This window comes from Streptococcus suis S735 (genome assembly GCF_000294495.1).
In the GTDB taxonomy this organism is placed as follows: Bacteria; Bacillota; Bacilli; order Lactobacillales; family Streptococcaceae; genus Streptococcus; species Streptococcus suis.
Genome location: NC_018526.1, coordinates 569,558 through 593,576 on the forward strand (window position 1 = coordinate 569,558; position 24,019 = coordinate 593,576).

A 24,019-nucleotide genomic window follows, 5' to 3' on the forward strand; every position below is an offset into this window, starting at 1 on the left:
AACTGTAGTGGGTAGACGAAAAGCTAACACCTAGAGAGGACGAAATTCGTTCTCTCATTTTTGATGTTTAAAGCGTAACCGCCTAATAACAAGGTATCTATCCAATCACACATTCCTCCATTATATAGTTAAATGAAACAAAAACAGTACATTTATGATATAATGTATTTATGGCATATTCATTAGATTTTCGTAAAAAAGTTCTCGCATACTGTGAGAAAACCGGCAGTATTACTGAAGCATCAGCTATTTTCCAAGTTTCACGTAACACTATCTATCAATGGCTAAAATTAAAAGAGAAAACCGGCGAGCTTCATCACCAAGTTAAAGGAACCAAGCCAAGAAAAGTGGATAGAGATAAATTAAAGAATTATCTTGAAACTCATCCAGATGCTTATTTGACTGAAATAGCTTCTGAATTTGACTGTCATCCAACAGCTATTCATTACGCCCTCAAAGCTATGGGATATACTCGAAAAAAAAGAGCTGTACCTACTATGAACAAGACCCTGAAAAAGTAGAACTGTTCCTTAAAGAATTGAATAACTTAAGCCACTTGACTCCTGTTTATATTGACGAGACAGGGTTTGAGACATATTTTCATCGAAAATATGGTCGCTCTTTGAAAGGTCAGTTGATAAAAGGTAAGGTCTCTGGAAGAAGATACCAGCGGATATCTTTAGTAGCAGGTCTCATAAATGGTGCGCTTATAGCCCCGATGACATACAAAGATACTATGACGAGTGGCTTTTTCGAAGCTTGGTTCAAAACATTCTTACTACCCACTTTAGGTAAACCATCTGTTATCATTATGGACAATGCAAAGTTTCATAGGATGAGTAAGCTAAAAGATTTATGCGAGGAGCAGGGACATAGACTTTTACCACTTCCTCCTTACTCACCGGAATATAATCCCATTGAGAAAATATGGGCTCACATCAAAAAACACCTCAGAAGAGTATTGCCAAATTGCGATACTTTTCTTGAGGCACTTTCGTCCTGCTCTTGTTTCAGTTGACTATACTGTTATAAAAAACAAACTGGAGGATTCATTATGTCACAGCCCGTCGTCCCATTGACTATTCCCCAATCTCGCCGCTTTGAAAAGAAAAGCAGAAACGATATTCTGATGAAAATTCGTCTCGGAAAAACGGAAGTCACATTCTTCCAATCTATCAACCCTGAAGTAATGGAAACAATCTTGGATAAGGTACTGCATTATGACCATCCGACTCAGTGATTTAGGTCAAGTCTTCTTGGTCTGTGGGAAAACGGATATGCGTCAGGGGATTGACTCTCTCGCCTATCTTGTCAAAAGTCAATTTAATCTGGATCCCTTTTCAGGTCAGGTCTATCTCTTCTGCGGAGGTCGAAAAGACCGATTCAAAGCTCTTTACTGGGATGAACAGGGATTTTGGTTATTGTATAAACGTTTTGAAAATGGGAAATTGGCCTGGTCAAACAATGAAGAAGAAGTCAAGGCTCTAACTTCCGAACAAGTAGATTAGCTCATGAAAGGATTTTCTATCATTCCAAAAATAAATGTTTCAAAAAGTCGTGATTTCTATTGAAATCATGGCTTTTCTTTGTGTATAATGAGATAAAAAGAAGGAGGAGCGAGCGTATGGATGAGTTGTTGGCAATTATTAAACAACAGACCTCAACGATTGAACAACTTACCAATGAGCTAACCCTCCTTCGAGAACAGGTTGACTATCTGAGACAGAAACTCTACGGAAAATCATCAGAGAAAGTTGTGTATCAACCCGGTCAGCTGAGCTTGTTTGGGGAGGAAAGCCTCCCTGAAGAAGAAGCTGACTTACCCAGTTGAAACAGAGATCATCACTTATAAACGCAAGAAAACTAAGGGAGTTCGTCAGGCTATTTTTAGTCAGTTCACTCCAGAGATAGTGCATCACGAATTGCAGGGCGAAGACTGCACTTGTCCAGACTGTCATGGTCAGTTGAAAGAGATTGGCTCAGCTGTTCAACGACAAGAGTTGGTCTTCATTCCTGCACAATTAAAGCGGATTGACCATGTTCAACACGCATACAAGTATCAGGCATGTAGCCAGAAGAATCTGAGCGATAAGATTATCAAGGCTCCCGTTCCTAAGGCACCTTTGGCACACAGCTTGGGTTCAGCCTCTATCATCGCTCACACCATTCATCAGAAGTTCAATTTGAAGGTGCCAAATTACCGTCAGGAAGAGGATTGGCATAAGCTTGGCCTGCCCATCAGTCGGAAGGAAATAGCCAACTGGCATATCAAGTCTAGTCAGTATTATTTCGAGCCGATTTACAACCTGTTGCACGAGAAATTGTTGGAGCAGCCTATTCTCCATGCGGATGAGACCGCCTACAAGGTCTTAGAAAATGATGGTCAGTTGACCTTCTTGTCTGGGAAACATGAGGAAAATGGAATTACCCTCTATCATCATGACAAACGACGGAGTGGCTTGGTTGTGGAGGAGGTTCTTGGGGACTATGCGGGCTACGTACATTGTGACATGTGGAGTGCTTATCGTCAATTAGACAAGGCTCAGCTGGTTGGTTGTTGGGCTCCCGTCAAACGAAAGTTCTTTGAGGCGACTCCTAAGAAGACAGACAAGACTTCTTTAGGAGCCCAAGGGCTTAGCCTATTGCGACCGCCTGTTTGCCTTGGAGAGTTGACTGGGCTGACTTGTCTAGCGAGGAGCGACTGCATAAACGCTGGCTCCCTTGATGGACGAGTTCTTTGACTGGTGTCGTGAGCAATCTGTTTTGCCAGGCTCCAAATTGGGTACTGCTTTGGAGTATAGCCTCAAATACGAAACCACCTTCCGAACCGTTCTCTCGGATGGTGACTTGGTCCTGTCTAACAACATGGCTGAAAGGGCTATGAAGACCTTGGTGATGGGCAGAAAAAATTGGTTGTTCTCCCAAAGTTTTGAGGGAGCCAAGTCGACAGCTATCATTTTGAGTCTTTTGGAAACGGCCAAGAGGCACGAACTTGATACAGAGAAATATATGACCTATCTTCTAGACAATCTACCTAACGAGGAAACACTCGCTAAAAAAGAAGTTCTAGAGGCTTATTTGCCATGGGAGAAGAAAATTAAGAGAGCATGTAAATAGAAAAAGGTTCCAGAGTCAACAGGACTTTGGAGCCTTTTCAATATACCTTATTATTGGGCGGTTACAAAGTAGCCTAGGAAACGAAGCCGAAGATAGAACTGGAGTTGGAGTTCATCAAGGCAAGTTGACAACGGATAATTTTGATTTTCGAAGAGTATCAATAAAAATCAAAGATAGCAAGTCTAAGCTACTTATGAAAGTTCTATAATGAAGTCAAACGTGGGACAACTTTACAACAAGTGCGAAAAGGGCTGTACAAAAAAGTCTATTCTGCTGACTATGCACAAACGGTATACCGAACTAATCGAAAACGATCGGTAAAAAAGATAATCCTAACGAAAGAATTGAAAGAGAAAATTTTACACTATACTAAGCAAAAATTTTCTCCTGAAATGATGGTTAAGAAGAAGAAAATGAAAGTGGGTATTTCAACCATTTACTATTGGTTTCATCATGGCCATTTAGGATTGACGAAAGCAGATATGCTTTACCCTAGAAAAGGGAAAAGGGTCAAGAAGCAAGCTAGTCCTAACTTTAAACCAGCAGGAAAATCTATCGAAGAACGTCCTGACGTTATTAATCTTCGCTTGGAAAACGGTCATTATGAAATTGATACAGTTCTACTAACCAGAGGGAAAAATCATTGCCTCTTAGTCTTAACCGACCGACGAAGCAGGCACCAAATCATACGATTAATTCCAAACAAAACCGCCGAATCGGTCAATCAGGCACTGGAGGGAATCTTGAGGGAACATCGTATCCTGTCTATAACTGTAGATAATGGTACAGAATTTAGTCGTCTGGCTGAAGTGTTTCCTGAGGAGTATATCTACTATGCGCATCCCTATTCTTCATGGGAGAGGGGAACGAATGAAAATCACAATCGATTGATTCGGAGATGGTTACCTAAAGGAACCAAGAAAACGACTCCAAAAGAAGTCGCTTTTATCGAACATTGGATCAACAACTACCCTAAAAAATGCTTGGACTACAAGTCGCCGAGTGAATTTCTTATGGGTGGCTAATTTCAACTTGAAATTTGGGGTCTAAGCTACTTATAACATTTGAAACCTTAATTTATAAGTTTGAGTTGAGGATTGTGGATTTCAAGCAGCTGTTTTCTTCTAAAAAAATAACAAAATCGAAACGGTCCATATCCACTTTGAGTGGTAGTTGGCTATTTTTGATTTTAAATGAGTATCACACCCCATCGTCCCATTGACTGTTCCCCAATCTCGCCGCTTTGAGAAGAAAGGCAGAAATGATATTCTGATGAAAATTCGTCTCGGAAAAGTGGAAGTCACATTCTTTCACTCTATCAACCAAGAAACATTAGAAACAATCTTAGATAAGGTACTATTTTATGACCATCCGACTCAGTGATTTAGGTCAAGTCTACTTGGTTTGCGGGAAGTAGTGGTGTGATTTGGTTAAGAGGATTATGCTCACTTAGAATTTCTACCTGCTTGCTTTGAGAGACATGAGTGTAGATTTGTGTTACATTGATGTTACTGTGGCCCAGTAAATGTTGTATTTGTCGAATATCGACGCCATTATCAAGCAACATAGTTGCAAAACTATGTCGAAACATATGTGGAGTGATATGTTTTTTCAGTTGTAGCGAGTGAGAAATATTTTTCAGACTTAAGCGCACACTTTGTTCTTTAAGATGATCATCGTTTTCACACTGGTAAATAGATAACTAGAATGACTACAATGATGCGCTATATAGTCTTCAAGTAACGAAAGTGTTTTATCGTTTCCAATATAGAGTAGTCGCACTTTCTTTCCTTTTCCGAGTATTTGAATGGTTCTATTTTCCAAATTGATATTATCAAGTTTTAAATTACATAATTCAGAGATGCGTAGACCAGTTGATAAAAGTAGCGAGATAAGGAGTAGATTTCGCATAGCTTTCCGATTAGAATGCTTATTTTTAGAATTTTCTATTTGTTGGTGGGCGAAACAATATATTTTTTGTAAATCTTTCAAGGAAATCGTTTTAGGAAGCTTTTTCTCTTCCTTGTAGTGGAGTCGAAGCTGATGGAAGGGATTTTTTGAAATTAGTTTTTCTTCTTCCAGAAATTTATAGTATGATTTAAGACTAGCAATCTTACGTTTTAATGTGCTAGTCTTTTTTATATGTTGGTTGAGAAAAGTAAGATAGGACCTAATATCATTGGTTCTAAAGCTATAATACTAATGTAAATTGGATTTGTATGCTTGGATAGTATGAGAACTAAGTCGTCTTTGAATAGCACAAAAGTCAAGATATCTCTGGATAGTGTCGTAATTCATAATATAATCTCCTTAATATGTCGTAATAAAGCTATTATATACGATAATTTATCAATTTACTAATGATAATAAATTGTTATCGGTAGGAGATCTTATGAAGCAATTGCTACAGTATTATTTACAAAATTTTGATAAAGAGTGCTCTAAGACCAATTTATTTTTAGTTGCTAATTTACAAAAACAAACTAAAAAAATGTCTTATTATACAATTGAACATGCATCTGGTCGTGAATTTTTTTCGCTATCAGAATTTGAGGAAATAGCTTCAGCACTGTTAAAAACTGGTTTATGTTTGAACATTTTTTATACTGAAATAGATTTCGTGGAGTATATATTAAAATACTATTAGCGCTTATCAAAAGAAACTTTGTTAGTTTATAATTTGGCTAGAGACGGTCGAAAAGAAGGAAAAAAATCGCTGATTCCCTCTTTTTGCGATTACTTTAGCATTAATTATACAGGTTCAAATGCACTAACAGTTTCATTATGTCGTAATAAATTTATTTGGGGAGCTATTGCAGATTACTTTAATATTCCAACACCCAAAACTGTTTGTATAAAAGATGGCGAGGTATTAGGTGAGCCTTTTGAAGCTCAAAAATATATTAGAAAAGAAATTTCGGAATCTGCAAGTATTAATCTTTCCAATGATTCAATAATGAATAATTTTGAGTGGAAAAATATAGAAAAAAAGATTTTCTGTTGCAAGAGTGTATTTCAGGAATTGAAGTTGAAGTCCCTTTTTTAATATTAAAGGGAAATATCTTGTATTAGATCCAGTCAAAATTGTCTCTTCTTCAGAAATTATAACAAGCAAACTATCTGATAATAATAGTTATTCATTTGAATGGTTGGAAGATCAACAAATATGTACAAAATTAAAAGAGTCAACAAAAAAACTCGCCAAGTACTTAGGTATAACCACTTACGGACGAGTTGATTTTAGAATAAAGTCAGATGGGAGTTATTTTGTTTTTGATATTGCAACAATGCCTTACACAACTGACCATCGTTCATTTAATTTTAACTTTGAGCAATATGGACTTACAATGACTGATCTTCATAAACTAGTAATATTAAGTAGTTTATAATGCACTAGTATACTGTATATCAGTTAGCATAAGGCCTCTTCGAAAGTAATTCCATTCTCTTGAAGCAAACTTGGATTGTGATAGAAATTCAGAAAATTCCTTTCCTGTTTTTATATTTGATTCGAAAATCTTTTTATAGCGACGATGTTTTTCAATTAATAATTTTTTATTTGAATTGAAAATAATAGGTGAGAAATCTTTTAATTGATTGTATTTATTTTTTGCTTGTCGATGCTTACTCTCTAGTAACAACAAGCAAAATTCAAACCATCCAAAATAATAACGATAAAAATCATCTATTGAGGTATCTTCAAGGTCGGCTAAGTCCTCAACATCCATCAATTCTTCAAGTATCGTTTTATAGCTTCTGTACCCTTTTGTTTTAGAATAATATAGAGAAATTGCACATAAATTTGTATACATTAAGTGTTTACTCACATCATTTAACTCATATTCAGTAAGAATGCTTTCAAACCGAGATTTCCAATAATCAAAATCTCCTTCCATACCTGAAAGAAAGTCCAGTACAACAAAATTATTTTTAGATTTCCAGTATAGTGGGAGATTGTGTTTATCTGATAGTGTTTCTATTTCTTGTTTCACCTGATTTGCTCGCTCATAGTTGGAAGAAACAAGTAATAATCCTAGAAGACTACCAAGTGTATAATACTGTTCAATTTCATCATCGACATCGTTAAAAAATTTTAAAGCTTTATTGGCATCATTGATTGATCTATCATTATCCTTGTATAAAAAACTTTTTCTTAAATATATATTTTCAAGATATTGTGCATTTTGCTCAATATCTTTTGTTGTATAAAATTTTTTGACAATATTTTCATTTAAAACTTGGAATTTATCAATTTCATTAAGTTTATCTATATTAAGTTTATCTATTAAATGAGGTAATAGCATGTAAATACATGAAAGATAGTGAATAGGCTCAACAATAACATCTTTGGCGCTTTCAGCTAATATATTTTCGTAAAGTGTATCACAAAGTGAATGAAAAGAAAAATCTTGTGATGTATTTCCTTGAAAGTTAATATCATTCTTTAATAATATCGAAGATAATAATGAATTTTCGGGTAAAATTTCATTATAAAGAGAGTTAGTACCATTTGTATATTTGTATTTGATACATTTAAAAAATATTGATTTAGTCTCTTCAGTGAGAAATTCAAGTTTATATAAACTCTTTTTTTCGCTTTCTAGTATCTCGTTTTGATTTAATAAATATTCATACCAGAGTAAGTATAGTGATAATAAATATTCTTGACTCTCTTTAAGTCTTGATAAGATTTCTATCTTTAATCTGTAATTAAATGGCTCCTTTCCGCATAGATAATGATAGTACCGTCTATAGATTTCTTTTTGTCCTTTTTCAACCGTTAAAAGAAGCTTATCTTTCATAATCAATATCAGACTATAAAAATTTGTTCTATTTTTTACAGGAATCAAGACTAGTAATTTTTTTAAGATATCAATAGCTTTTTCAATTTGAAAAGTTTTTAAATTAAAGTATTCTTCGGCATCATACGGGTTGAAATATTCAGGAAGGACTGATAGCTGATAAATGAAATCAATTTCAATTTTATTCTTTCTAAAGTCTATTTCAATCGTATTTAACAAATCATCTAATAACTTTTCAATCTTAGAATTATTCTGTGATAGTAAAATAAAATTATAAATTTTTTCCAAGTTTCCCTTTGTTAGAGGATACAGTGTATCCTCTAAGTTATCAGAGATGTTTGAAGTTTGTATAATATTACCTAAAGTATCTTTTAAATCGTTTAATTCAAAATGATGAACATCAAAGTTTTTTGAAAATCTAATATCATTATTTTTTAACTCCGAGCCTCCAATTACAATAATAATCGATTTATTATATTGCTTTTCATAATGGGAGATATTATTGAGAAGGCGTATAAAAAATAATTTTAGTTCACTCCCTAGCCACTCCCAATGTTGGATTAGAAATATTAATCTGTAATTGTTGCTATTATTTAGTATTTTCTTCTCTATCTCAGTTGAATCATATTTTAATGACAGACCAGCTGTTCCAAATCCTTGTATCGAGTTATTAACAGATACTGAAATAGGCTTGAAAAATTTTTCTGCAAATGAAAGTTTATACTCGTCTGTAATATTGTTATCTCCGAAATCACTATACAATACTGTACCATTCCCGTCAATTTCGCTTTCCAATAGTTCCTGTGATATTGTATCAAATGCTAAGGATTTTGATAAAGAATCTTCGAACGGGATATATAGTGAAAGTGACTTTTGATCTGTATGTGCTTGAATAATTGAATAAGTAATTTCTGTTAAAAATTGATTCCAATGAGACATAATTAAACTTTCCTACCGATAACAATTTATTATCATTAGCATACCATAATCTACATTTGTTTTATAGATTTTATTAAAATTTTTATAGTAAATATTTTTAGTTTTTTGTTTCAAAAATGTAATGGAGATTGATTTTTCACAAGTAATTGTCATAAAAATCAGAAAATATTTTATAAATATGATAAAATGAAAGTGATACTAGTTTGAGGTAAGGATATGAAATTAAGAAGAAGCGTAGAAAAACTAAAGGGAACGATTCGTGTCCCAGGTGATAAATCAATCAGTCATCGTTCTATTATTTTTGGTTCCCTTGCAAAAGGTGTTACCCGTTTCCACAATATTTTACGTGGGGAAGATGTCTTGTCAACCATGCAGGTCTTTCGTGATTTGGGTGTAAAAATTGAAGACAATGGTGATATTGTTGAAGTACACGGTGTTGGCTTTGATGGTCTTCAAGCCCCCAAAAATGATTTGGATATGGGAAATTCTGGAACCTCGATTCGTTTGATTTCAGGCGTTTTAGCAGGTCAAGACTTTGAGGCGACTATGTTTGGTGATGATTCCTTATCCAAACGTCCTATGGACCGAGTAACTATTCCACTCAGTCAAATGGGAGTAGAGATTTCTGGACAAACTGAACGTGACCTACCTCCGTTGACCATCAAAGGGAATAAGAATTTAAAACCAATTCGCTACCAACTCCCTGTAGCCTCTGCTCAAGTAAAATCAGCTCTGATTTTTGCTGCCTTGCAGGCTGAGGGAGAGTCGGTCATCGTAGAAAAAGAGTTGACTCGAAACCATACAGAAGATATGATTGTCCAGTTTGGTGGACAGTTAGAAGTCAATGGCAAGGAAATCCGCATCCAAGGTGGTCAGGAGTTTATTGCCCAAGAGATTACAGTTCCAGGAGATATTTCAAGTGCTGCTTTTTGGTTGGTTGCTGGCTTAATCATACCAGGTTCAAAAATTGTCCTTGAAAATGTGGGAATCAATGAAACTCGGACTGGTATTTTAGATGTCATTAAAGCTATGGGTGGTAAAATGACTCTTTCTAACATAGATGAACTTGCAAAATCTGCTACCATTACAGTTGAAACGTCGGAATTGAAGGCTACGGAGATTGCAGGCGAATTGATTCCTCGGTTGATTGATGAGTTGCCGATTATTACCTTACTAGCGACTCAAGCACATGGAACAACGATTATTCGTGATGCTGAGGAGTTGAAAGTTAAAGAAACGGATCGTATTCAGGTTGTTGCAGATGCTCTAAATAGTATGGGAGCAACTATTGAACCAACAGAAGATGGTATGATTATTCACGGACCAACTGCTTTACATGGTGCTGAAATCAATACATTTGGTGACCACCGTATCGGTATGATGACTGCCATTGCCGCCTTGTTGGCCAAAGATGGAGAAGTTGTATTGGAAAGAGCAGAAGCTATCAATACTAGCTATCCTGCCTTCTTTGAACACTTAAATAGTTTGATGGATTAGGAGAACGTATGCCAATCGTTTTACTTGGATTTATGGGAGTTGGAAAAACAACAACAGCACATTTGTTAAATCTCCCCGTTTACGATATGGACCATATCATTGAAGAACGGATTGGTATGCCTATTGCTGACTATTTCAGTCTTGAAGGAGAGGCTTCGTTTAGACAACTGGAGACAGAGGTACTGAAAGGATTGCTGGACTTACCTAGTAATTGTATCGTATCAACTGGTGGTGGTGTGATTAAATCTGAAGTAAACAGGGAATTGCTGTTGGCAAATAGGGAGGACAATGTACTTCTTACTGCCTCCTTTGAAGTTTCCTATCAGAGAATTCGTAAGGATAGACAGTCGCAAAGACCTCTCTTTTTACAGTGTAGTAAGGAAGAGTTTGAAGCCCTCTATCGTGAACGAATGGCACTTTATCAAGGTTTAGCCGATACTGTAATCGATACAGATAAACTGATTCCAGAACAAGTAGCAAGGAAAATTTTATGCAAGTAGCCTATCTAGGACCTCGTGGTTCTTTTACACATCAAGTGGCCCAGCAGGTCTTTCCGACTGCGGATTTGCAGGCTTTTGAGACGATTACAGAGGTTATCAAGGCCTACGAAACGGGGGAAGTTACCTATTCCGTTATTCCAGTAGAAAACTCGATTGAAGGTAGTGTTCATGAAACGATTGACTACCTCTTTCATCAGGCGGAGATTCATGCGGTTGCAGAGATTGTTCAACCGATTGCCCAACAACTGTTAGCCACGAGTGCCGATAAGGCTGTAGAGGTTATCTATTCTCATCCGCAGGCAATTGCTCAGGGGAAGAAATATATTCAGGAACATTTTCCTCAGGCTCGTATTGAAATAACAGTTAGTACAGCCTATGCTGCTCGCTTTGTGGCAGAACACCCTGAACAACCATTTGCGGCAATTGCTCCGCAAGCGGCAGCAGTTGAATATGGACTGGAAGTAATTGCGCAAGACATCCAGGAAATCAGCGAGAATTTTACACGCTTTTGGATTTTGGGGGATAAGGCTCCGTCTATTGCCCTGGAACAAGTAGCTAAAAAAGTCAGTCTTGCACTGACATTGCCAGATAACCTGCCAGGAGCCTTGTATAAGGCCATGTCTGTTTTCTCATGGAGAGGAATCAGCTTAACAAAAATAGAAAGCCGACCCCTGAAAACGGCTTTGGGTGAGTATTTTTTCATACTGGATCTTGACAATCAGTCTGAGGAATTATTAACCTATTCTCAAAAAGAATTGACTAGTTTAGATATAACCTATAAAGTACTAGGGAATTACCTGGTCTATATGACCAGCTAGGATGAAGACAGATGAATAAAAACAATAATATCCTAACCCATCATGAACAATTGAGGTTAGATTATTTGCAAAAAAATATCCACTACTTAAATGACAAAGAAAGTCGCGAGTTGGATTATCTATTATATAAAAAAGAGCTGAGAGAACGGCATGGAAGTCCAAGGCAATCTCTACGTAGCTTCACACCAACGGCTTATGAAGATGACTACTTCGAGGAAGATTATTTTGAAGAGGATGATGAGCAAGAGGAACTGTTGCCTCGCTATCCTGAACGTAAATCCAGAAAAACAAGACAAGCCAAACCTCAACGGTTTCAGTCTCCTCGTATCGGTCCCAAAGCGAAAGTACCTAAACCTAAAAAAGCTCGTAAAAAGGGTGGTTTCAAGCGCTTTATTGGTTTCGTATTGCTTGCTATAGCGCTAGTGATTGTAGCGATGGGCTATAGTTTTTTCAAAGGTATGAATAGCGTGAGTGAGAAGCCAGTAGCTGAGGTCTTCAACGGCGTAGATACATCGAATGGGACAAATATTTTAATTTTGGGAACAGACGGTCGTGTTGGCGAAAGCTCAGGTGAAACTCGAACGGATACCATCATGGTTCTAAATGTGAATAACACGGATAACAAAGTCAAACTTGTTAGCTTTATGCGGGATACCTTGGTGGATATTGAGGGATATGAATATAAACTCAATACTGCCTATACTTTGGGAGAACAGGATAATCAGCAAGGGGCTGAAGAAGTTCGGAAGGCGTTGAAGAATAGTTTTGACATTGATATCAAGTACTATGCGATGGTGGATTTTGCAACCTTTGCGACAACGATTGATACACTTTTCCCTGAGGGCGTAACGATTGATGCACAGTTTTCAACTATTAATGGTGAAGTCGTTAGCTCAGTAGAAGTGCCGAATGATTTACAGCTGGAAGAAAATGCTCCTGCTTATCAAACGATTCAGGTCGGTGTACAGCAGATGGATGGTAAGACCTTGCTTAACTACGCGCGCTATCGTTCGGATGATGAAGGTGATTTTGGTCGTACGAGACGTCAACAGGAAGTGCTATCTGCTGTTATGACACAGGCTAAAAATCCAATGAAACTATTCTCTGGCTCCGAAGCTATAGGTAAGGTTGTGGCCATGACTCCGACAACAGTACCGCAAAGCTTTATGTGGCTACAGGGACCAGGCCTTCTATTGGATGCGGCAAATGGTATCGAACGTGTTACAATCCCAGAAAATGGAGACTGGATTGACGACTATGATATGTATGGTGGTATGGCTCTTCGTGTTGATTTTGAAAAATACCAGCAGCGCTTGGCTGAGTTAGGCCTGCGTTAAGAAATATGGTATACTAGAAGTGACTTCGGTCACTTTTTAGTGGTCCAAAAATAGAAAGTAGAATTATGTTAAAGAAAAACGATATTGTCGAAGTAGAAGTTGTAGATTTGACACATGAGGGGCAGGGTGTGGCAAAAATTGATGGTTTTGTCTTCTTTGTAGACAATGCTCTTCCAGGCGAGAAAATTTCCATGCGCATCTTAAAACTTAAGAAAAATATTGGTTTTGGTAAGGTGGAGCAATGGCAGAGCTTCTCACAAGACCGTAATCAGGACTTGGATTTTACCTATCTAAGAACAGGTATTGCTGACTTGGGGCATCTCACTTATCCAGCCCAACTAGCTTTTAAGAAAAAACAAGTTGAGAATAGTCTACGTAAGATTGCAGGCATTTCAGAAATAGCAGTAGCAGATACGTTGGGAATGGACAGTCCTCTTGCTTATCGTAATAAGGCAGCTGTTCCAGTTCGTCGTGTGAATGGGCAGTTAGAAACAGGATTCTTCCGAAAAAATTCACATGATTTAGTTCCGATTGAGGATTTTTACATTCAACACAAGGAAATTGATGCCTTGGTTCTAGCGACACGTGACCTCTTGAGAAAATTAGACTTGAAGCCTTACGATGAGAAAGAACAGACAGGACTTGTGAGAAATATTGTTGTTCGTCGTGGTCATTATTCAGGTCAGTTGATGCTAGTTTTAGTTACGACTCGTCCGAAGATTTTCCGTGTTGAAACCCTTATTGAGCGTTTGACAAGCCAATTTCCAAATCTTGTTTCTATCGTTCAGAATATTAATGACCAGAATACCAATGCTATATTCGGTCAAGAATTCCGTCTTTTGCATGGCAGTGAAACTATTGCAGATACCATGTTGGGCAATGAATTTGAAATTTCTGCACCGTCTTTCTATCAAGTCAACACAGAAATGGCTGAAAAACTCTATCAGACCGCCATTGATTTTGCAGAATTGTCGGCAGATGATGTCGTGATTGATGCCTATTCAGGTATTGGGACAATTGGTCTCTCCTTTGCAAAACAAGTTAAGCATGTTTACGGTGTAGAAGTCGTTGAAAAGGCTGTCCTTGATAGTCAGAAGAATGCTGCTCGAAATGGGATTGATAATGTTACTTATGTCTGTGATAGCGCTGAATCCGCTATGCAAAAATGGGTGGCAGATGGAGTCAAACCAACTGTGATTTTTGTCGACCCACCACGAAAAGGTTTGACAGAAAGTTTTATCAAAGCAAGTACTTCTGTAAAACCAGAGAAAATCGTCTATATCTCTTGTAATGTGGCAACCATGGCGCGTGATATTAAACTTTATGAGGAATTGGGGTACAAATTGACGAAGGTACAGCCGGCTGATTTATTTCCAAATACGCATCACATAGAAGTTGTGGGATTATTAGAAAAACGCAATTAGATTGTCCAGTATGCTCTCCTGTTTTTTGGCAAGCAGCTTCAAAGGACCCCAGGACCTTTGAACTCTCAAATACGCATCATGTTGACAGTTGCCACACCTACACCAAAATCAAATGCCAACAAGCGTTGAGTCGGGTAATAGCGTAAGTAGCGCAAGGTCATGATAAGCTGCTCTTCCATACTTAGACGGCGTGGGCGTCCTCCTTTTCGGTGTTGCTCTTGATAAGCGTCAGTGAGACAATCAAGCATCAGATGAAACGTCGCTTTTTTACACCTATCAACAATTTGAAATTCTCTGAGTTTAATTTTAAGACTTTTTCGTATGTTGTTTCCATACCTTTAGTATACCGCCTTTGAGTTACCGAACAAGTCTATTGCTAAACTTGATGAAGGTTGTATTGTCTGTTATAATATTGGATATTGCAAGCTTTAAGTGAAAGGTTTTAGGGAAGAGATTATCACAACTCATTCTTTATTAGTTATGAGACGATGGTATTAATGATAGTCTAGTAAAAGATTTGGAGAAATGACTTCCTTAGAAAGTTAAATGTAAAAACAATATGAAAAAATACGATTATCTAGTTGTCGGAGCGGGTCTGTTCGGAGCGGTCTTTGCTCATGAGGCAGCTAAAAAGGGTAAAAAAATAAAGGTTATCGAAAAACGAGACCACATTGCGGGTAACATCTATACAAAAGAAGTAGAAGGTATTCAAGTCCATGAATATGGCGCACATATTTTCCATACTTCTGAAAAAGAAATTTGGGATTATGTGAATCAGTTTGCGGAGTTCAACAGCTATACAAACACACCAGTCGCCAACTACAAAGGTGAGATTTACAATCTTCCCTTCAACATGAATACTTTCAATAAACTGTGGGGCGTGGTGACACCTGCTGAAGCAGGAGCGAAGATTGCAGAGCAACGAGCTGTGTTGGGTGGTAAAACGCCTGAAAACTTGGAAGAGCAAGCCATCTCACTTGTTGGTACAGACATCTATGAAAAATTGATCAAGTCCTACACAGAAAAACAATGGGAAAAACCATGTACGGAGTTACCAGCCTTCATCATCCGTCGTTTGCCCGTGCGTTTGACTTATGATAATAACTACTTTAACGATACTTATCAAGGTATTCCAATCGGCGGTTACACGCAGATTGTAGAAAAAATGTTGGAACATGAAAATATCGATGTGGAGACAAATGTTGATTTCTTTGCCAATAAGGAAGACTATTTAGCTACCTATCCAAAGATTGTCTTTACAGGAATGATTGACGAGTTCTTTGATTACCAACTTGGTGAATTGGAGTACCGTAGCCTTCGATTTGAGACAGAAGTGTTGGATATGGAAAACTATCAAGGGAATGCGGTTGTCAACTATACAGATAGCGAGACACCATATACTCGAATCATCGAACACAAACACTTCGAATTTGGTACACAACCGAAAACCATTATTACACGTGAGTATTCGAAGACCTGGAAACGAGGCGATGAGCCATACTATCCAGTCAACAATAATCGCAATAACCATCTATACACAGCATATAAGAAATTGTCAGAACAACAAGAGAATGTCATATTCGGTGGGCGTCTTGGTCATTATCGTTACTACGATATGCACCAAGTCATCGGAGCTGCCTTACAGTGTGTGAGAAATGAAGTTGGGGAATGATTTTGAGAAGTCATCAAAGTAGTAATTATTCTTGGCAGAAGTCGGAATGCTCTTAAAATGTTAATCAAAAAAACCAGAAATTCTGGTTTTTTTTGATTATTATTGAATTGCTGCCAACAGGTCAGCTACTTGTTGTTCGAGTTTTGTTAGAGTTTCGTCAGATAACTCCAATACACCTGTTCCCCATGCTTCTGGATTGATGGTTGAACCTGTAAATTCACCAGCAATCTGAGTGCGAATAAATGGAAGAAGGTGTTGGAAGTCTTTGAATAGGTGGTCGTGACCACTGTTTGCGACTGCAGAGACAGTTGTGATTTTATCTTGTAGGATAGATGGTCCTTTTGGATTGGATAAATCGAGCGAACGACTGAGCCAATCGAGAGCATTTTTTACGATGCCTGGGATTGCATAGTTATATACTGGTGAGAAAATCCAGATAGCATCCGCAGCGTCTACTTGTGCACGTAGCTCTGCAATTTCAGGAAGGATAGGTGTCTCGATGTCTTGGTTGAATAGGGGAATTTTTGCAAGATCAATGTAAGATACTTGAGCCTTATCAGTCAAGAATGCTTCAGCTTTTTTTGCCATTTGATGGTTAAAAGAACCGTCACGTAGTGAACCAACTAAAAACAATACGTTTGCCATGATGGCCTCCTTTTCATAAAAACATAAATTTAGTATATCGTATTTGTCTTTTGTTGACAATCCTAGGTCTGCTGATTCTTGAATTTTTTAAGTATCTCGGCTAATTGGTCTTGTTCTTCTGAACTAAGGACAGAAAAAATCTCTCCAACGTGATCATAATGCTCTGGAAGGATTTTTTCAATGGTTTCGCGTCCAAGTGGAGTGAGAGCAATCAAGGAAGCACGACGGTCATTTGTATCGATAGTCTTGTAGATATAACCATCTCGAATCATGTTCTTTATAACGACAGTCATGTTGCCAGAAGTGCTTAATAATTTATCAATTAAGTCTTGAATCCGCAGATTTCCTTTGTTGTAGAGTGCCTCCATCACTCCAAACTGACAAACTGTCAGTCCGTATTTTTTGATTGTTTCTAATTCTGATTTTGCGATAGTATTAGCTGCTCTGCGAAAGACGACTAGACTGTGAAGTGCATGCTTGTTCTCGTTTAAAGATTGTTCAACAGTTCTCATGAGAATATTTTAGCAATAAATCGTTCGGTTATCAAGCAAAAAAAGTTAAATCCTATATTCATAGGTAAAGTACTTTTATGGAAAAGATAGTTTTTAGTTAATCAAGTTCGTTTTTTGAGGTAATACTAACTGTACTGGAAAAAACGAGCAATGAGCATTTGAGAAATAGTCTTAGATGGAAGTGCAAAACTGTGAATGTAGGTTTTTATATCCTTTTCTTTGTGTGAAGGAAAAGGAAATTTTATTTATAGTTAAATGAAACAAAAACAGTACATTTATGATATAATGTATTTATGGCATATTCATTAGATTTTCGTAAAAAAGTTCTCGCATACTGTGAGAAAACCGGCAGTATTACTGAAGCATCAGCTATTTTCCAAGTTTCACGTAACACTATCTATCAATGGCTAAAATTAAAAGAGAAAACCGGCGAGCTTCATCACCAAGTTAAAGGAACCAAGCCAAGAAAAGTGGATAGAGATAAATTAAAGAATTATCTTGAAACTCATCCAGATGCTTATTTGACTGAAATAGCTTCTGAATTTGACTGTCATCCAACAGCTATTCATTACCCCCTCAAAGCTATGGGATATACTCGAAAAAAAAGAGCTGTACCTACTATGAACAAGACCCTGAAAAAGTAGAACTGTTCCTTAAAGAATTGAATAACTTAAGCCACTTGACTCCTGTTTATATTGACGAGACAGGGTTTGAGACATATTTTCATCGAAAATATGGTCGCTCTTTGAAAGGTCAGTTGATAAAAGGTAAGGTCTCTGGAAGAAGATACCAGCGGATATCTTTAGTAGCAGGTCTCATAAATGGTGCGCTTATAGCCCCGATGACATACAAAGATACTATGACGAGTGGCTTTTTCGAAGCTTGGTTCAAAACATTCTTACTACCCACTTTAGGTAAACCATCTGTTATCATTATGGACAATGCAAAGTTTCATAGGATGAGTAAGCTAAAAGATTTATGCGAGGAGCAGGGACATAGACTTTTACCACTTCCTCCTTACTCACCGGAATATAATCCCATTGAGAAAATATGGGCTCACATCAAAAAACACCTCAGAAGAGTATTGCCAAATTGCGATACTTTTCTTGAGGCACTTTCGTCCTGCTCTTGTTTCAGTTGACTATACAATCACAGAAAGAATGGAAATATGCTTTAATTTGTAGTATAATGGGACTGTTATGGAAAAAAAGATTTTTCAACTGTTGGAGTGGATGGCTTCCAAGACTGGTCAGTTAGTGATGGGCTCTTTTATCCTTCTCAGTGTTGTGACTTTTTCAATTTTTACTATTTGGGATATTGCTGCTGCCCCTTTCAACAATGCGCGTAGTCATGCAGTTGGAGTAGCTACAGAATATGCTGATTTGCAAACTGTCAATGATTTTTCTATCTACAATGGTACTGAAACCTATTTTTGTGTATTTGGTGTCACCAGTCAGGGAGAAGAGGTTGCAGTTTTGATTCCAGAGGCTTCTAGCACAGTATATGTCTATTCTTTAGCTCAGGGAATTTCGCAAGAAGAAGCGCAAGCTATTGCCAAGAAAAACGGTGCAAGCCAAGTAGAGCGAACTATTCTAGGTTTAAGGGATGGCAAACCTATTTGGGAAGTCAAGTCAGGTACTGCCTACTATTTAGTTGAATTTGAAACAGGGAACTTTATCAAACGGGAGGGCTTATGAGCAAGCTATCAAAACGTGTCTTAGAAATGGAAGAAAGTGTCACGCTGGCAGCGGGTGCACGGGCAAAGGCCTTGAAGGCAGAAGGACGTGATATTTTAGAGCTGACCTTGGGTGAGCCAGACTTCGTTACACCGAAAAATATTCAAGAAGCTGCTATTAAGTCTATCGAAGATGGTAAGGCGAGTTTTTATACGGTAGCTTCAGGTCTGCCAGAATTGAAGGACGCGGTCAATACCTACTTTGAGAACTTTTATGGCTACTCTATCGAACGCAATCAAGTCGTTCTTGCCACTGGTGCCAAGTTTATCCTTTATGCTTTCTTTGCGGCGGTCATCAATCCTGGTGATGAGGTTCTGATTCCCACACCTTACTGGGTTTCTTATGCAGATCAAATCAAGATGAATGATGGGGTGCCTGTCTTTGTCACTGCAAGTGAAGAGCACAATTTCAAGGTAACAGTTGACCAGCTGGAAGCAGCTCGGACAGATAAGACCAAAGTATTCCTACTCAATACTCCTTCTAATCCGACTGGCATGATTTACAGTCGTGAGGAATTGGAAGCTATTGGCAACTGGGCTGTAGAGCACGACATTCTCATCTTGGCAGACGATATTTACGGTCGTTTGGTATATAATGGAAATACCTTCACACCGATTTCAAGCATTTCAGAAAGCATTCGTCAGCAGACTATTGTTGTCAATGGGGTGGCCAAGGCCTATGCCATGACAGGTTGGCGGGTTGGATTTGCCGTTGGTAATCCTGAGATCATTGCGGCTATGAGTAAGATTGTCGGACAAACGACGTCAAACTTAACAACCGCTGCTCAGTATGCGGCCATTGAAGCCTTTACAGGTCCGCAAGATACGGTCGAAACCATGCGTCAGGCATTTGAAGAGCGACTCAATACCATTTATCCCTTGCTGGCAGAAGTGCCTGGTTTTAAAGTGATTAAGCCAGAAGGTGCCTTCTATCTCTTCCCAAATGTCAAAAAGGCTATGGAAATGAAGGGCTACACAGATGTAACTGAATTTACCACAGCCATTTTGGAAGAAGTGGGAGTTGCAATGGTGACAGGTGCTGGTTTTGGAGCTCCTGAGAATATCCGCCTCAGCTATGCGACAGATATGGACACGCTCAAAGAAGCAGTGGCTCGACTACACACATTTATGAAAAAATAAAAAGAGGAAAAATAATGTCTAGAAAATTGATTACCATCAACCAAGTAAAAGATTATGTCGGTCAAGAAGTGACCATTGGTGCCTGGGTTGCTAACAAATCAGGCAAGGGCAAGTTAGCCTTCCTGCAATTGCGTGACGGAACAGCCTTCTTCCAAGCAGTTGCCTTCAAACCAAACTTCATCGAAAAATTCGGTGAAGAAGCTGGTACTGAGAAGTTTGATGTAGCAAAACGCCTTAGCCAAGAAACGTCTGTCTATGTGACAGGGATTGTCAAGGAAGATGAGCGTTCTAAGTTTGGTTATGAGTTGGATGTGACAGACCTTGAAGTGATTGGTGAGTCACAAGATTACCCAATCACACCAAAAGAACACGGTACGGACTTCCTTATGGACAACCGTCACCTCTGGTTGCGTTCTCGTAAACAGGTCGCTATCCAGCAAATCCGTAACGCCATCATCTATGCGACTTATGAATTCTTTGAAAAGAATGGCTTTATCAAGTTTGATAGCCCAATCTTGTCTGGAAATGCGGCAGAAGATTCGACAGAATTGTTTGAAACAGACTACTTTGGTCAGCTTGCCTACCTCAGCCAATCTGGTCAGCTTTACCTGGAAGCTGGTGCCATGGCCCTTGGTCGTGTTTTCGACTTCGGTCCTGTTTTCCGTGCGGAAAAATCAAAAACTCGCCGTCACTTGACGGAGTTCTGGATGATGGATGCCGAGTATTCATTCCTCAGCCATGAAGAGTCACTTGACTTGCAAGAAGCTTATGTCAAAGCCTTGATTCAAGGTGTTATCGACCGTGCTCCACAAGCCTTGGAAACTCTTGAGCGTGATGTGGATGCTCTCAAACGCTACATTGCAGAGCCATTCAAACGTGTGGCTTATGATGATGCTATTACCCTTCTTCAAGAGCATGAAGCTGATAAAGATACAGACTACGAACACATCGAGCATGGTGATGACTTTGGATCACCACATGAAACTTGGATTTCAAACTACTTTGGTGTACCGACTTTCGTTGTTAACTATCCAGCAAGCTTCAAGGCCTTCTACATGAAGCCAGTTCCAGGTAATCCAGAGCGCGTGCTTTGTGCGGACCTCTTGGCACCAGAAGGCTATGGTGAAATCATTGGTGGTTCTATGCGTGAGGATAACTACGATGCCTTGGTAGCCAAGATGGACAAGCTCGGTATGGACAAGTCAGAGTACGAATTTTACCTTGACCTTCGTAAATACGGTTCAGTGCCACACGGTGGTTTCGGTATCGGTATTGAGCGTATGGTAACCTTCGTTGCTGGTACAAAACACATCCGTGAAGCCATTCCATTCCCACGTATGTTGCACCGCTTGCATCCGTAATACAGTCGTTCAGTTTTTCCTTTATTACGTCGACGTATGAGGAAACTCCGTTTCCTTATTTCCAAGTTCAAATAATCTCATCATTATTTGAACTCGTTTTGCCGTACCTTAGTACAGTCTGCAGCTCGTTGCCTAGTACTAAAAGTAAACTGAAAGACTGCGAAATAAATATTCACTGACAGACTACAAACGTGGTCTGTTTTTCTGGTGTCAATTGACATTTTGAACGAATTGTTTTACAATGTATTACAAGAAGAAAGTAGGTGGAATGATGGGAATTGTATCCTTGCGATTAAACGATGCAGAAGAAGAAATTTTCAGAAGCTATGCTATTCATACAGGAAAAAGCCTGTCTGAGCTATTCAAAACTGCACTTGCTGAACAGATAGAAGACCAGTTGGACTATGAAATTGGTATCAAGGCTTTGAAGAAATTCCAAGAAAATCCTGTTACACACTCGATTGATGATGTTCTTGCGGAGTTAGAAGATGGCTTATAAGCTTGTTCTCAGCGATGATGCTTTGAAGCAGTTGAAAAAAATGGACAGGCATGTGGGGATGATGCTTGCTAAGGATTTGAAAAAACGTTTGGACGGTTTGGAGAATCCAAGACAATTTGGGAAGGCCTTGGTAGGAGACTATAAGGGGCTGTGGCGGTATAGAGTGGGGAATTACCGTGTAATTTGTGATATTATTGATAACAAAATGGTCATCCTGGCCCTTGAAATCGGGCACCGGAAAGAAATCTATAAAAAATGAAGTTCTAGGTAACTAGGCTCGGTATCGGTGTACTTCTCAGAGTTCGTGTCAACATCTCAGCGCAGTGGTTGATTGGCTTTAACAGTCCAGTGGAGTGAAGCAGTTCTGGGAACTGTTTCAGCCCGAGTCTTGAAGCAGAAAAGCTAGGTAAAAAGGTTGGAGATAAGGTTTGCGAAGCAAATCTCAGCAATTCGTGTTTTCCACTCCAAATCTGACCTATACGACTGATGCGAACTTTGTTCGCCTTATCTCTAACCTCCAAAGGTTCCCTGAAACTTTGGAGCTATGCGGGGGTGGAGAGATGAACTCCTTTTTGACTTATCGAGTTCTTCCCCACTCCCTGTTTTCTTTCTTTTTCACTGAGTTTTATTTATAATTATTCTAAATAAAATCGTGGAGAGGAAAATGAAGCAAGAAAGTTTAGGAAAAGAAATTATTCGTTTGGCCTTGCCTGCTACGGTGGAAAATATCTTTCAGACCTTAGTTGGTTTTGTGGATACCCTCTTGATTGCACAGCTGGGGCTGGTAGCGGTGACAGCAGTTGGTCTTGCCAATACGATTTTGAATGTCTATTTGGCGGTCTATATGGCTTTGGGAGTTGGGGCAACAGCTTTGATTGCTCGGTCTATTGGCGCAGGAGATAGGGAATCTCTTACCTTTCATGTCCGTCAAGCCTTAGTGCTTTCAGTAGGTGTAGGTCTGCTATTGGGGTTACTATCCCTTGTTTTCGGGCGGCAGATGTTGGTCTTAATGGGAGCAGATGCGGAGAGTTTGGCTGGCGTCCAGGTCTTTTTCTACTGGGTTGGTGGTTTGACTATTTTTCAGGCCTTGATGACTATTTTGGGAACAATCCTGCGGGCATCTGGGGATACAGTATTTCCTATGAAAATGAGCTTACTGACCAATGGTTTTAATGTGGTCTTGGACTATTTCTTGATTTTTGGTATTGGCTCTTGGTCAGGTTTGGGTATTGTAGGGACCGCCTTGGGAACTGTCTTAGCTCGCTTGCTTGGTACTGTCTTGCTTTACCGAAAGGTAAAGCAGACTGACTTGGCAGTTGATCTCAAACAATTGTTCCACTTGGGAAGTCCTAAGGAAATGGTGGTTTTGACCCTACCTGCAGCAACCGAACGCTTGGTTATGCGGTTGGGACAGGTTGTCTATTTCAGTTTGATTGTGGGGCTGGGAACGATTGTCTATGCTTCTCATATGATTGCAGGTAATATCGAGAGTTTTACCTATATGCCTGCCTATGGTCTTGCGACAGCGGCGGCGGTTTTGATCGGTCAAGCCTTGGGAAAGGGGGACATCCTCACAGTTAGACGGGTCGCATTTCTCAGCTCTGCCTATGGAGTAGCCATCATGTCCCTGCTCGGTACCATCTTATTTTTCGGAGCCCCAAGTTTTGCTCTGCTATTTACCAAAGACCTAGAAGCCGTCCGTCAAGTCGTCACAGCCTTACGGATCGATGCTTTCAACCAGCCAGGCCTTGCGGTTTCTTTGATCATGGCTGGCGCTCTGCAGGGCTTGGGGGATACCAAGTCGCCACTCTACTCCACAATGATAGGAATGTGGGGGCTGCGCGTCTCAGGTGTTATCGTCTTAGGTCAGATGTTCGGTTTAGGAATTGCCGGCGTCTGGCTGTCGATTTTGATTGACCTGCTCTTGCGAGCGATTTTTCTGACTTGGAGGTTTATTGTGCAAACACGAAAACTGGCTGAATAGGCTAGTTTTTTGGTATAATATCAGTAGAATGATAAAA

23 protein-coding genes and 4 pseudogenes are annotated in these 24,019 nt (G+C 38.9%); 22 read left to right on the plus strand and 5 right to left on the minus strand.

The window, feature by feature from the left end:
• Positions 1-170: 170 nt before the first annotated feature.
• The 6 genes and pseudogenes from YYK_RS09870 to YYK_RS02865 form a co-directional block, all read left to right on the plus strand.
• Positions 171-1,018 (plus strand): IS630 family transposase gene (locus YYK_RS09870; RefSeq protein WP_094122532.1). Its coding sequence is split into 2 segments (ribosomal slippage): positions 171-474 and positions 474-1,018, totalling 849 coding nucleotides; the frame shifts between segments, so codons are not numbered across the junction.
• 36 nt (positions 1,019-1,054) lie between these two features.
• Positions 1,055-1,240 carry a hypothetical protein gene (locus YYK_RS02845; RefSeq protein WP_014635926.1) on the plus strand — a complete coding sequence of 62 codons (186 nt, stop codon included), beginning with the start codon at positions 1,055-1,057 and terminating at the stop codon, positions 1,238-1,240.
• Positions 1,221-1,508 carry an IS66 family insertion sequence element accessory protein TnpB gene (gene tnpB, locus YYK_RS02850; RefSeq protein WP_011922127.1) on the plus strand — a complete coding sequence of 96 codons (288 nt, stop codon included), beginning with the start codon at positions 1,221-1,223 and terminating at the stop codon, positions 1,506-1,508. The genes YYK_RS02845 and tnpB overlap by 20 nt, the downstream gene beginning before the upstream one ends.
• Before the next feature lie 116 nt (positions 1,509-1,624).
• Positions 1,625-1,831, plus strand: coding sequence for an IS66 family transposase (locus YYK_RS02855; protein WP_002936301.1), 207 nt, complete (start codon positions 1,625-1,627; stop codon positions 1,829-1,831).
• Positions 1,785-3,117: pseudogene (gene tnpC, locus YYK_RS02860) on the plus strand (IS66 family transposase). The gene YYK_RS02855 and the pseudogene tnpC overlap by 47 nt, the downstream one beginning before the upstream one ends.
• A 203-nt stretch (positions 3,118-3,320) precedes the next feature.
• Positions 3,321-4,142: pseudogene (locus tag YYK_RS02865) on the plus strand (IS30 family transposase); the annotation flags it as partial.
• A 359-nt stretch (positions 4,143-4,501) separates the two neighbouring features.
• On the opposite strand, the pseudogene YYK_RS10450 reads toward YYK_RS02865, so the two are convergent.
• A pseudogene (locus YYK_RS10450) lies at positions 4,502-5,415 on the minus strand (tyrosine-type recombinase/integrase).
• A 94-nt stretch (positions 5,416-5,509) separates the two neighbouring features.
• On the opposite strand from YYK_RS10450, the gene YYK_RS02885 reads away from it, so the two are divergent.
• The 3 genes from YYK_RS02885 to YYK_RS10535 are packed head-to-tail and all read left to right on the plus strand — an operon-like array spanning position 5,510 to position 6,506.
• On the plus strand, positions 5,510-5,764 hold the full coding sequence (locus YYK_RS02885) for a hypothetical protein (protein WP_014636268.1): 255 nt from the start codon (positions 5,510-5,512) through the stop codon (positions 5,762-5,764).
• A 33-nt stretch (positions 5,765-5,797) separates the two neighbouring features.
• Positions 5,798-6,163 carry a D-alanine--D-alanine ligase gene (locus YYK_RS02890; RefSeq protein WP_228381327.1) on the plus strand — a complete coding sequence of 122 codons (366 nt, stop codon included), beginning with the start codon at positions 5,798-5,800 and terminating at the stop codon, positions 6,161-6,163.
• Positions 6,164-6,221: 58 nt separating this feature from the next.
• Complete coding sequence (locus YYK_RS10535; protein WP_257000678.1) at positions 6,222-6,506, plus strand: ATP-grasp domain-containing protein; 285 nt, start codon at positions 6,222-6,224, stop codon at positions 6,504-6,506.
• Here the strand turns inward: YYK_RS10535 and YYK_RS02895 are convergent.
• The gene (locus YYK_RS02895) at positions 6,501-8,858 is read right to left on the minus strand and encodes a hypothetical protein (protein ID WP_012775024.1); all 2,358 of its coding nucleotides are present in this window, start codon (positions 8,856-8,858) and stop codon (positions 6,501-6,503) included. The two genes, YYK_RS10535 and YYK_RS02895, sit on opposite strands and share 6 nt — an antisense overlap.
• A 216-nt stretch (positions 8,859-9,074) precedes the next feature.
• Between YYK_RS02895 and aroA the strand changes: the two genes are divergently transcribed.
• From aroA to rlmD, 5 genes are all read left to right on the plus strand, one after another.
• Complete coding sequence (gene aroA, locus YYK_RS02900; protein ID WP_012775025.1) at positions 9,075-10,355, plus strand: 3-phosphoshikimate 1-carboxyvinyltransferase; 1,281 nt, start codon at positions 9,075-9,077, stop codon at positions 10,353-10,355.
• Between the two features lie 8 nt (positions 10,356-10,363).
• Positions 10,364-10,855: a shikimate kinase gene (locus YYK_RS02905; protein WP_011922141.1), complete on the plus strand. Its 492-nt coding sequence runs from the start codon at positions 10,364-10,366 to the stop codon at positions 10,853-10,855.
• Positions 10,846-11,673 (plus strand): prephenate dehydratase, encoded by an 828-nt coding sequence (gene pheA, locus YYK_RS02910; RefSeq protein WP_009909609.1) that lies wholly within the window; start codon positions 10,846-10,848, stop codon positions 11,671-11,673. The genes YYK_RS02905 and pheA overlap by 10 nt, the downstream gene beginning before the upstream one ends.
• A gap of 11 nt (positions 11,674-11,684) precedes the next feature.
• Positions 11,685-13,010, plus strand: coding sequence for an LCP family protein (locus YYK_RS02915; protein WP_011922144.1), 1,326 nt, complete (start codon positions 11,685-11,687; stop codon positions 13,008-13,010).
• Between the two features lie 65 nt (positions 13,011-13,075).
• Positions 13,076-14,434, plus strand: a complete 1,359-nt coding sequence (gene rlmD, locus YYK_RS02920; protein WP_011922145.1) for a 23S rRNA (uracil(1939)-C(5))-methyltransferase RlmD — start codon at positions 13,076-13,078, stop codon at positions 14,432-14,434.
• 80 nt (positions 14,435-14,514) lie between these two features.
• Here the strand turns inward: rlmD and YYK_RS09880 are convergent.
• A pseudogene (locus YYK_RS09880) lies at positions 14,515-14,768 on the minus strand (helix-turn-helix domain-containing protein); the annotation flags it as partial.
• 225 nt (positions 14,769-14,993) lie between these two features.
• On the opposite strand from YYK_RS09880, the gene glf reads away from it, so the two are divergent.
• On the plus strand, positions 14,994-16,106 hold the full coding sequence (gene glf, locus YYK_RS02925) for a UDP-galactopyranose mutase (protein WP_011922747.1): 1,113 nt from the start codon (positions 14,994-14,996) through the stop codon (positions 16,104-16,106).
• Positions 16,107-16,205: 99 nt separating this feature from the next.
• Here the strand turns inward: glf and YYK_RS02930 are convergent, their stop codons facing one another.
• Together YYK_RS02930 and YYK_RS02935 are read right to left on the minus strand one after the other, a co-directional pair.
• Entirely contained in the window at positions 16,206-16,751 is a 546-nt protein-coding gene (locus tag YYK_RS02930; protein ID WP_012775026.1) for an NADPH-dependent FMN reductase, read from the minus strand.
• 62 nt (positions 16,752-16,813) lie between these two features.
• Positions 16,814-17,263 carry a MarR family winged helix-turn-helix transcriptional regulator gene (locus tag YYK_RS02935; protein ID WP_009909619.1) on the minus strand — a complete coding sequence of 150 codons (450 nt, stop codon included), beginning with the start codon at positions 17,261-17,263 and terminating at the stop codon, positions 16,814-16,816.
• 293 nt (positions 17,264-17,556) lie between these two features.
• On the opposite strand from YYK_RS02935, the gene YYK_RS09885 reads away from it, so the two are divergent.
• The 7 genes from YYK_RS09885 (at position 17,557) to YYK_RS02975 (ending at position 23,982) form a co-directional block, all read left to right on the plus strand.
• A protein-coding gene (locus YYK_RS09885) for an IS630 family transposase (RefSeq protein ID WP_087892711.1) occupies positions 17,557-18,404 on the plus strand; the annotation gives its coding sequence in 2 pieces (ribosomal slippage) (positions 17,557-17,860 and positions 17,860-18,404; 849 coding nt in all).
• A 58-nt stretch (positions 18,405-18,462) separates the two neighbouring features.
• Positions 18,463-18,960: a cell wall elongation regulator TseB-like domain-containing protein gene (locus tag YYK_RS02950; protein ID WP_011922751.1), complete on the plus strand. Its 498-nt coding sequence runs from the start codon at positions 18,463-18,465 to the stop codon at positions 18,958-18,960.
• Positions 18,957-20,138 (plus strand): pyridoxal phosphate-dependent aminotransferase, encoded by a 1,182-nt coding sequence (locus YYK_RS02955; protein ID WP_014917225.1) that lies wholly within the window; start codon positions 18,957-18,959, stop codon positions 20,136-20,138. Before YYK_RS02950 ends, YYK_RS02955 begins: the two co-directional genes overlap by 4 nt.
• A 14-nt stretch (positions 20,139-20,152) precedes the next feature.
• A complete protein-coding gene (gene asnS / locus YYK_RS02960; protein ID WP_014917226.1) occupies positions 20,153-21,499 on the plus strand; it encodes an asparagine--tRNA ligase in 1,347 nt (448 codons plus the stop codon).
• Between the two features lie 271 nt (positions 21,500-21,770).
• On the plus strand, positions 21,771-21,998 hold the full coding sequence (gene relB / locus YYK_RS02965; protein WP_002938604.1) for a type II toxin-antitoxin system RelB family antitoxin: 228 nt from the start codon (positions 21,771-21,773) through the stop codon (positions 21,996-21,998).
• Entirely contained in the window at positions 21,988-22,257 is a 270-nt protein-coding gene (locus YYK_RS02970) for a type II toxin-antitoxin system RelE family toxin (protein WP_011922754.1), read from the plus strand. Before relB ends, YYK_RS02970 begins: the two co-directional genes overlap by 11 nt.
• Before the next feature lie 405 nt (positions 22,258-22,662).
• On the plus strand, positions 22,663-23,982 hold the full coding sequence (locus YYK_RS02975) for an MATE family efflux transporter (RefSeq protein WP_014917227.1): 1,320 nt from the start codon (positions 22,663-22,665) through the stop codon (positions 23,980-23,982).
• Positions 23,983-24,019: the final 37 nt, after the last annotated feature.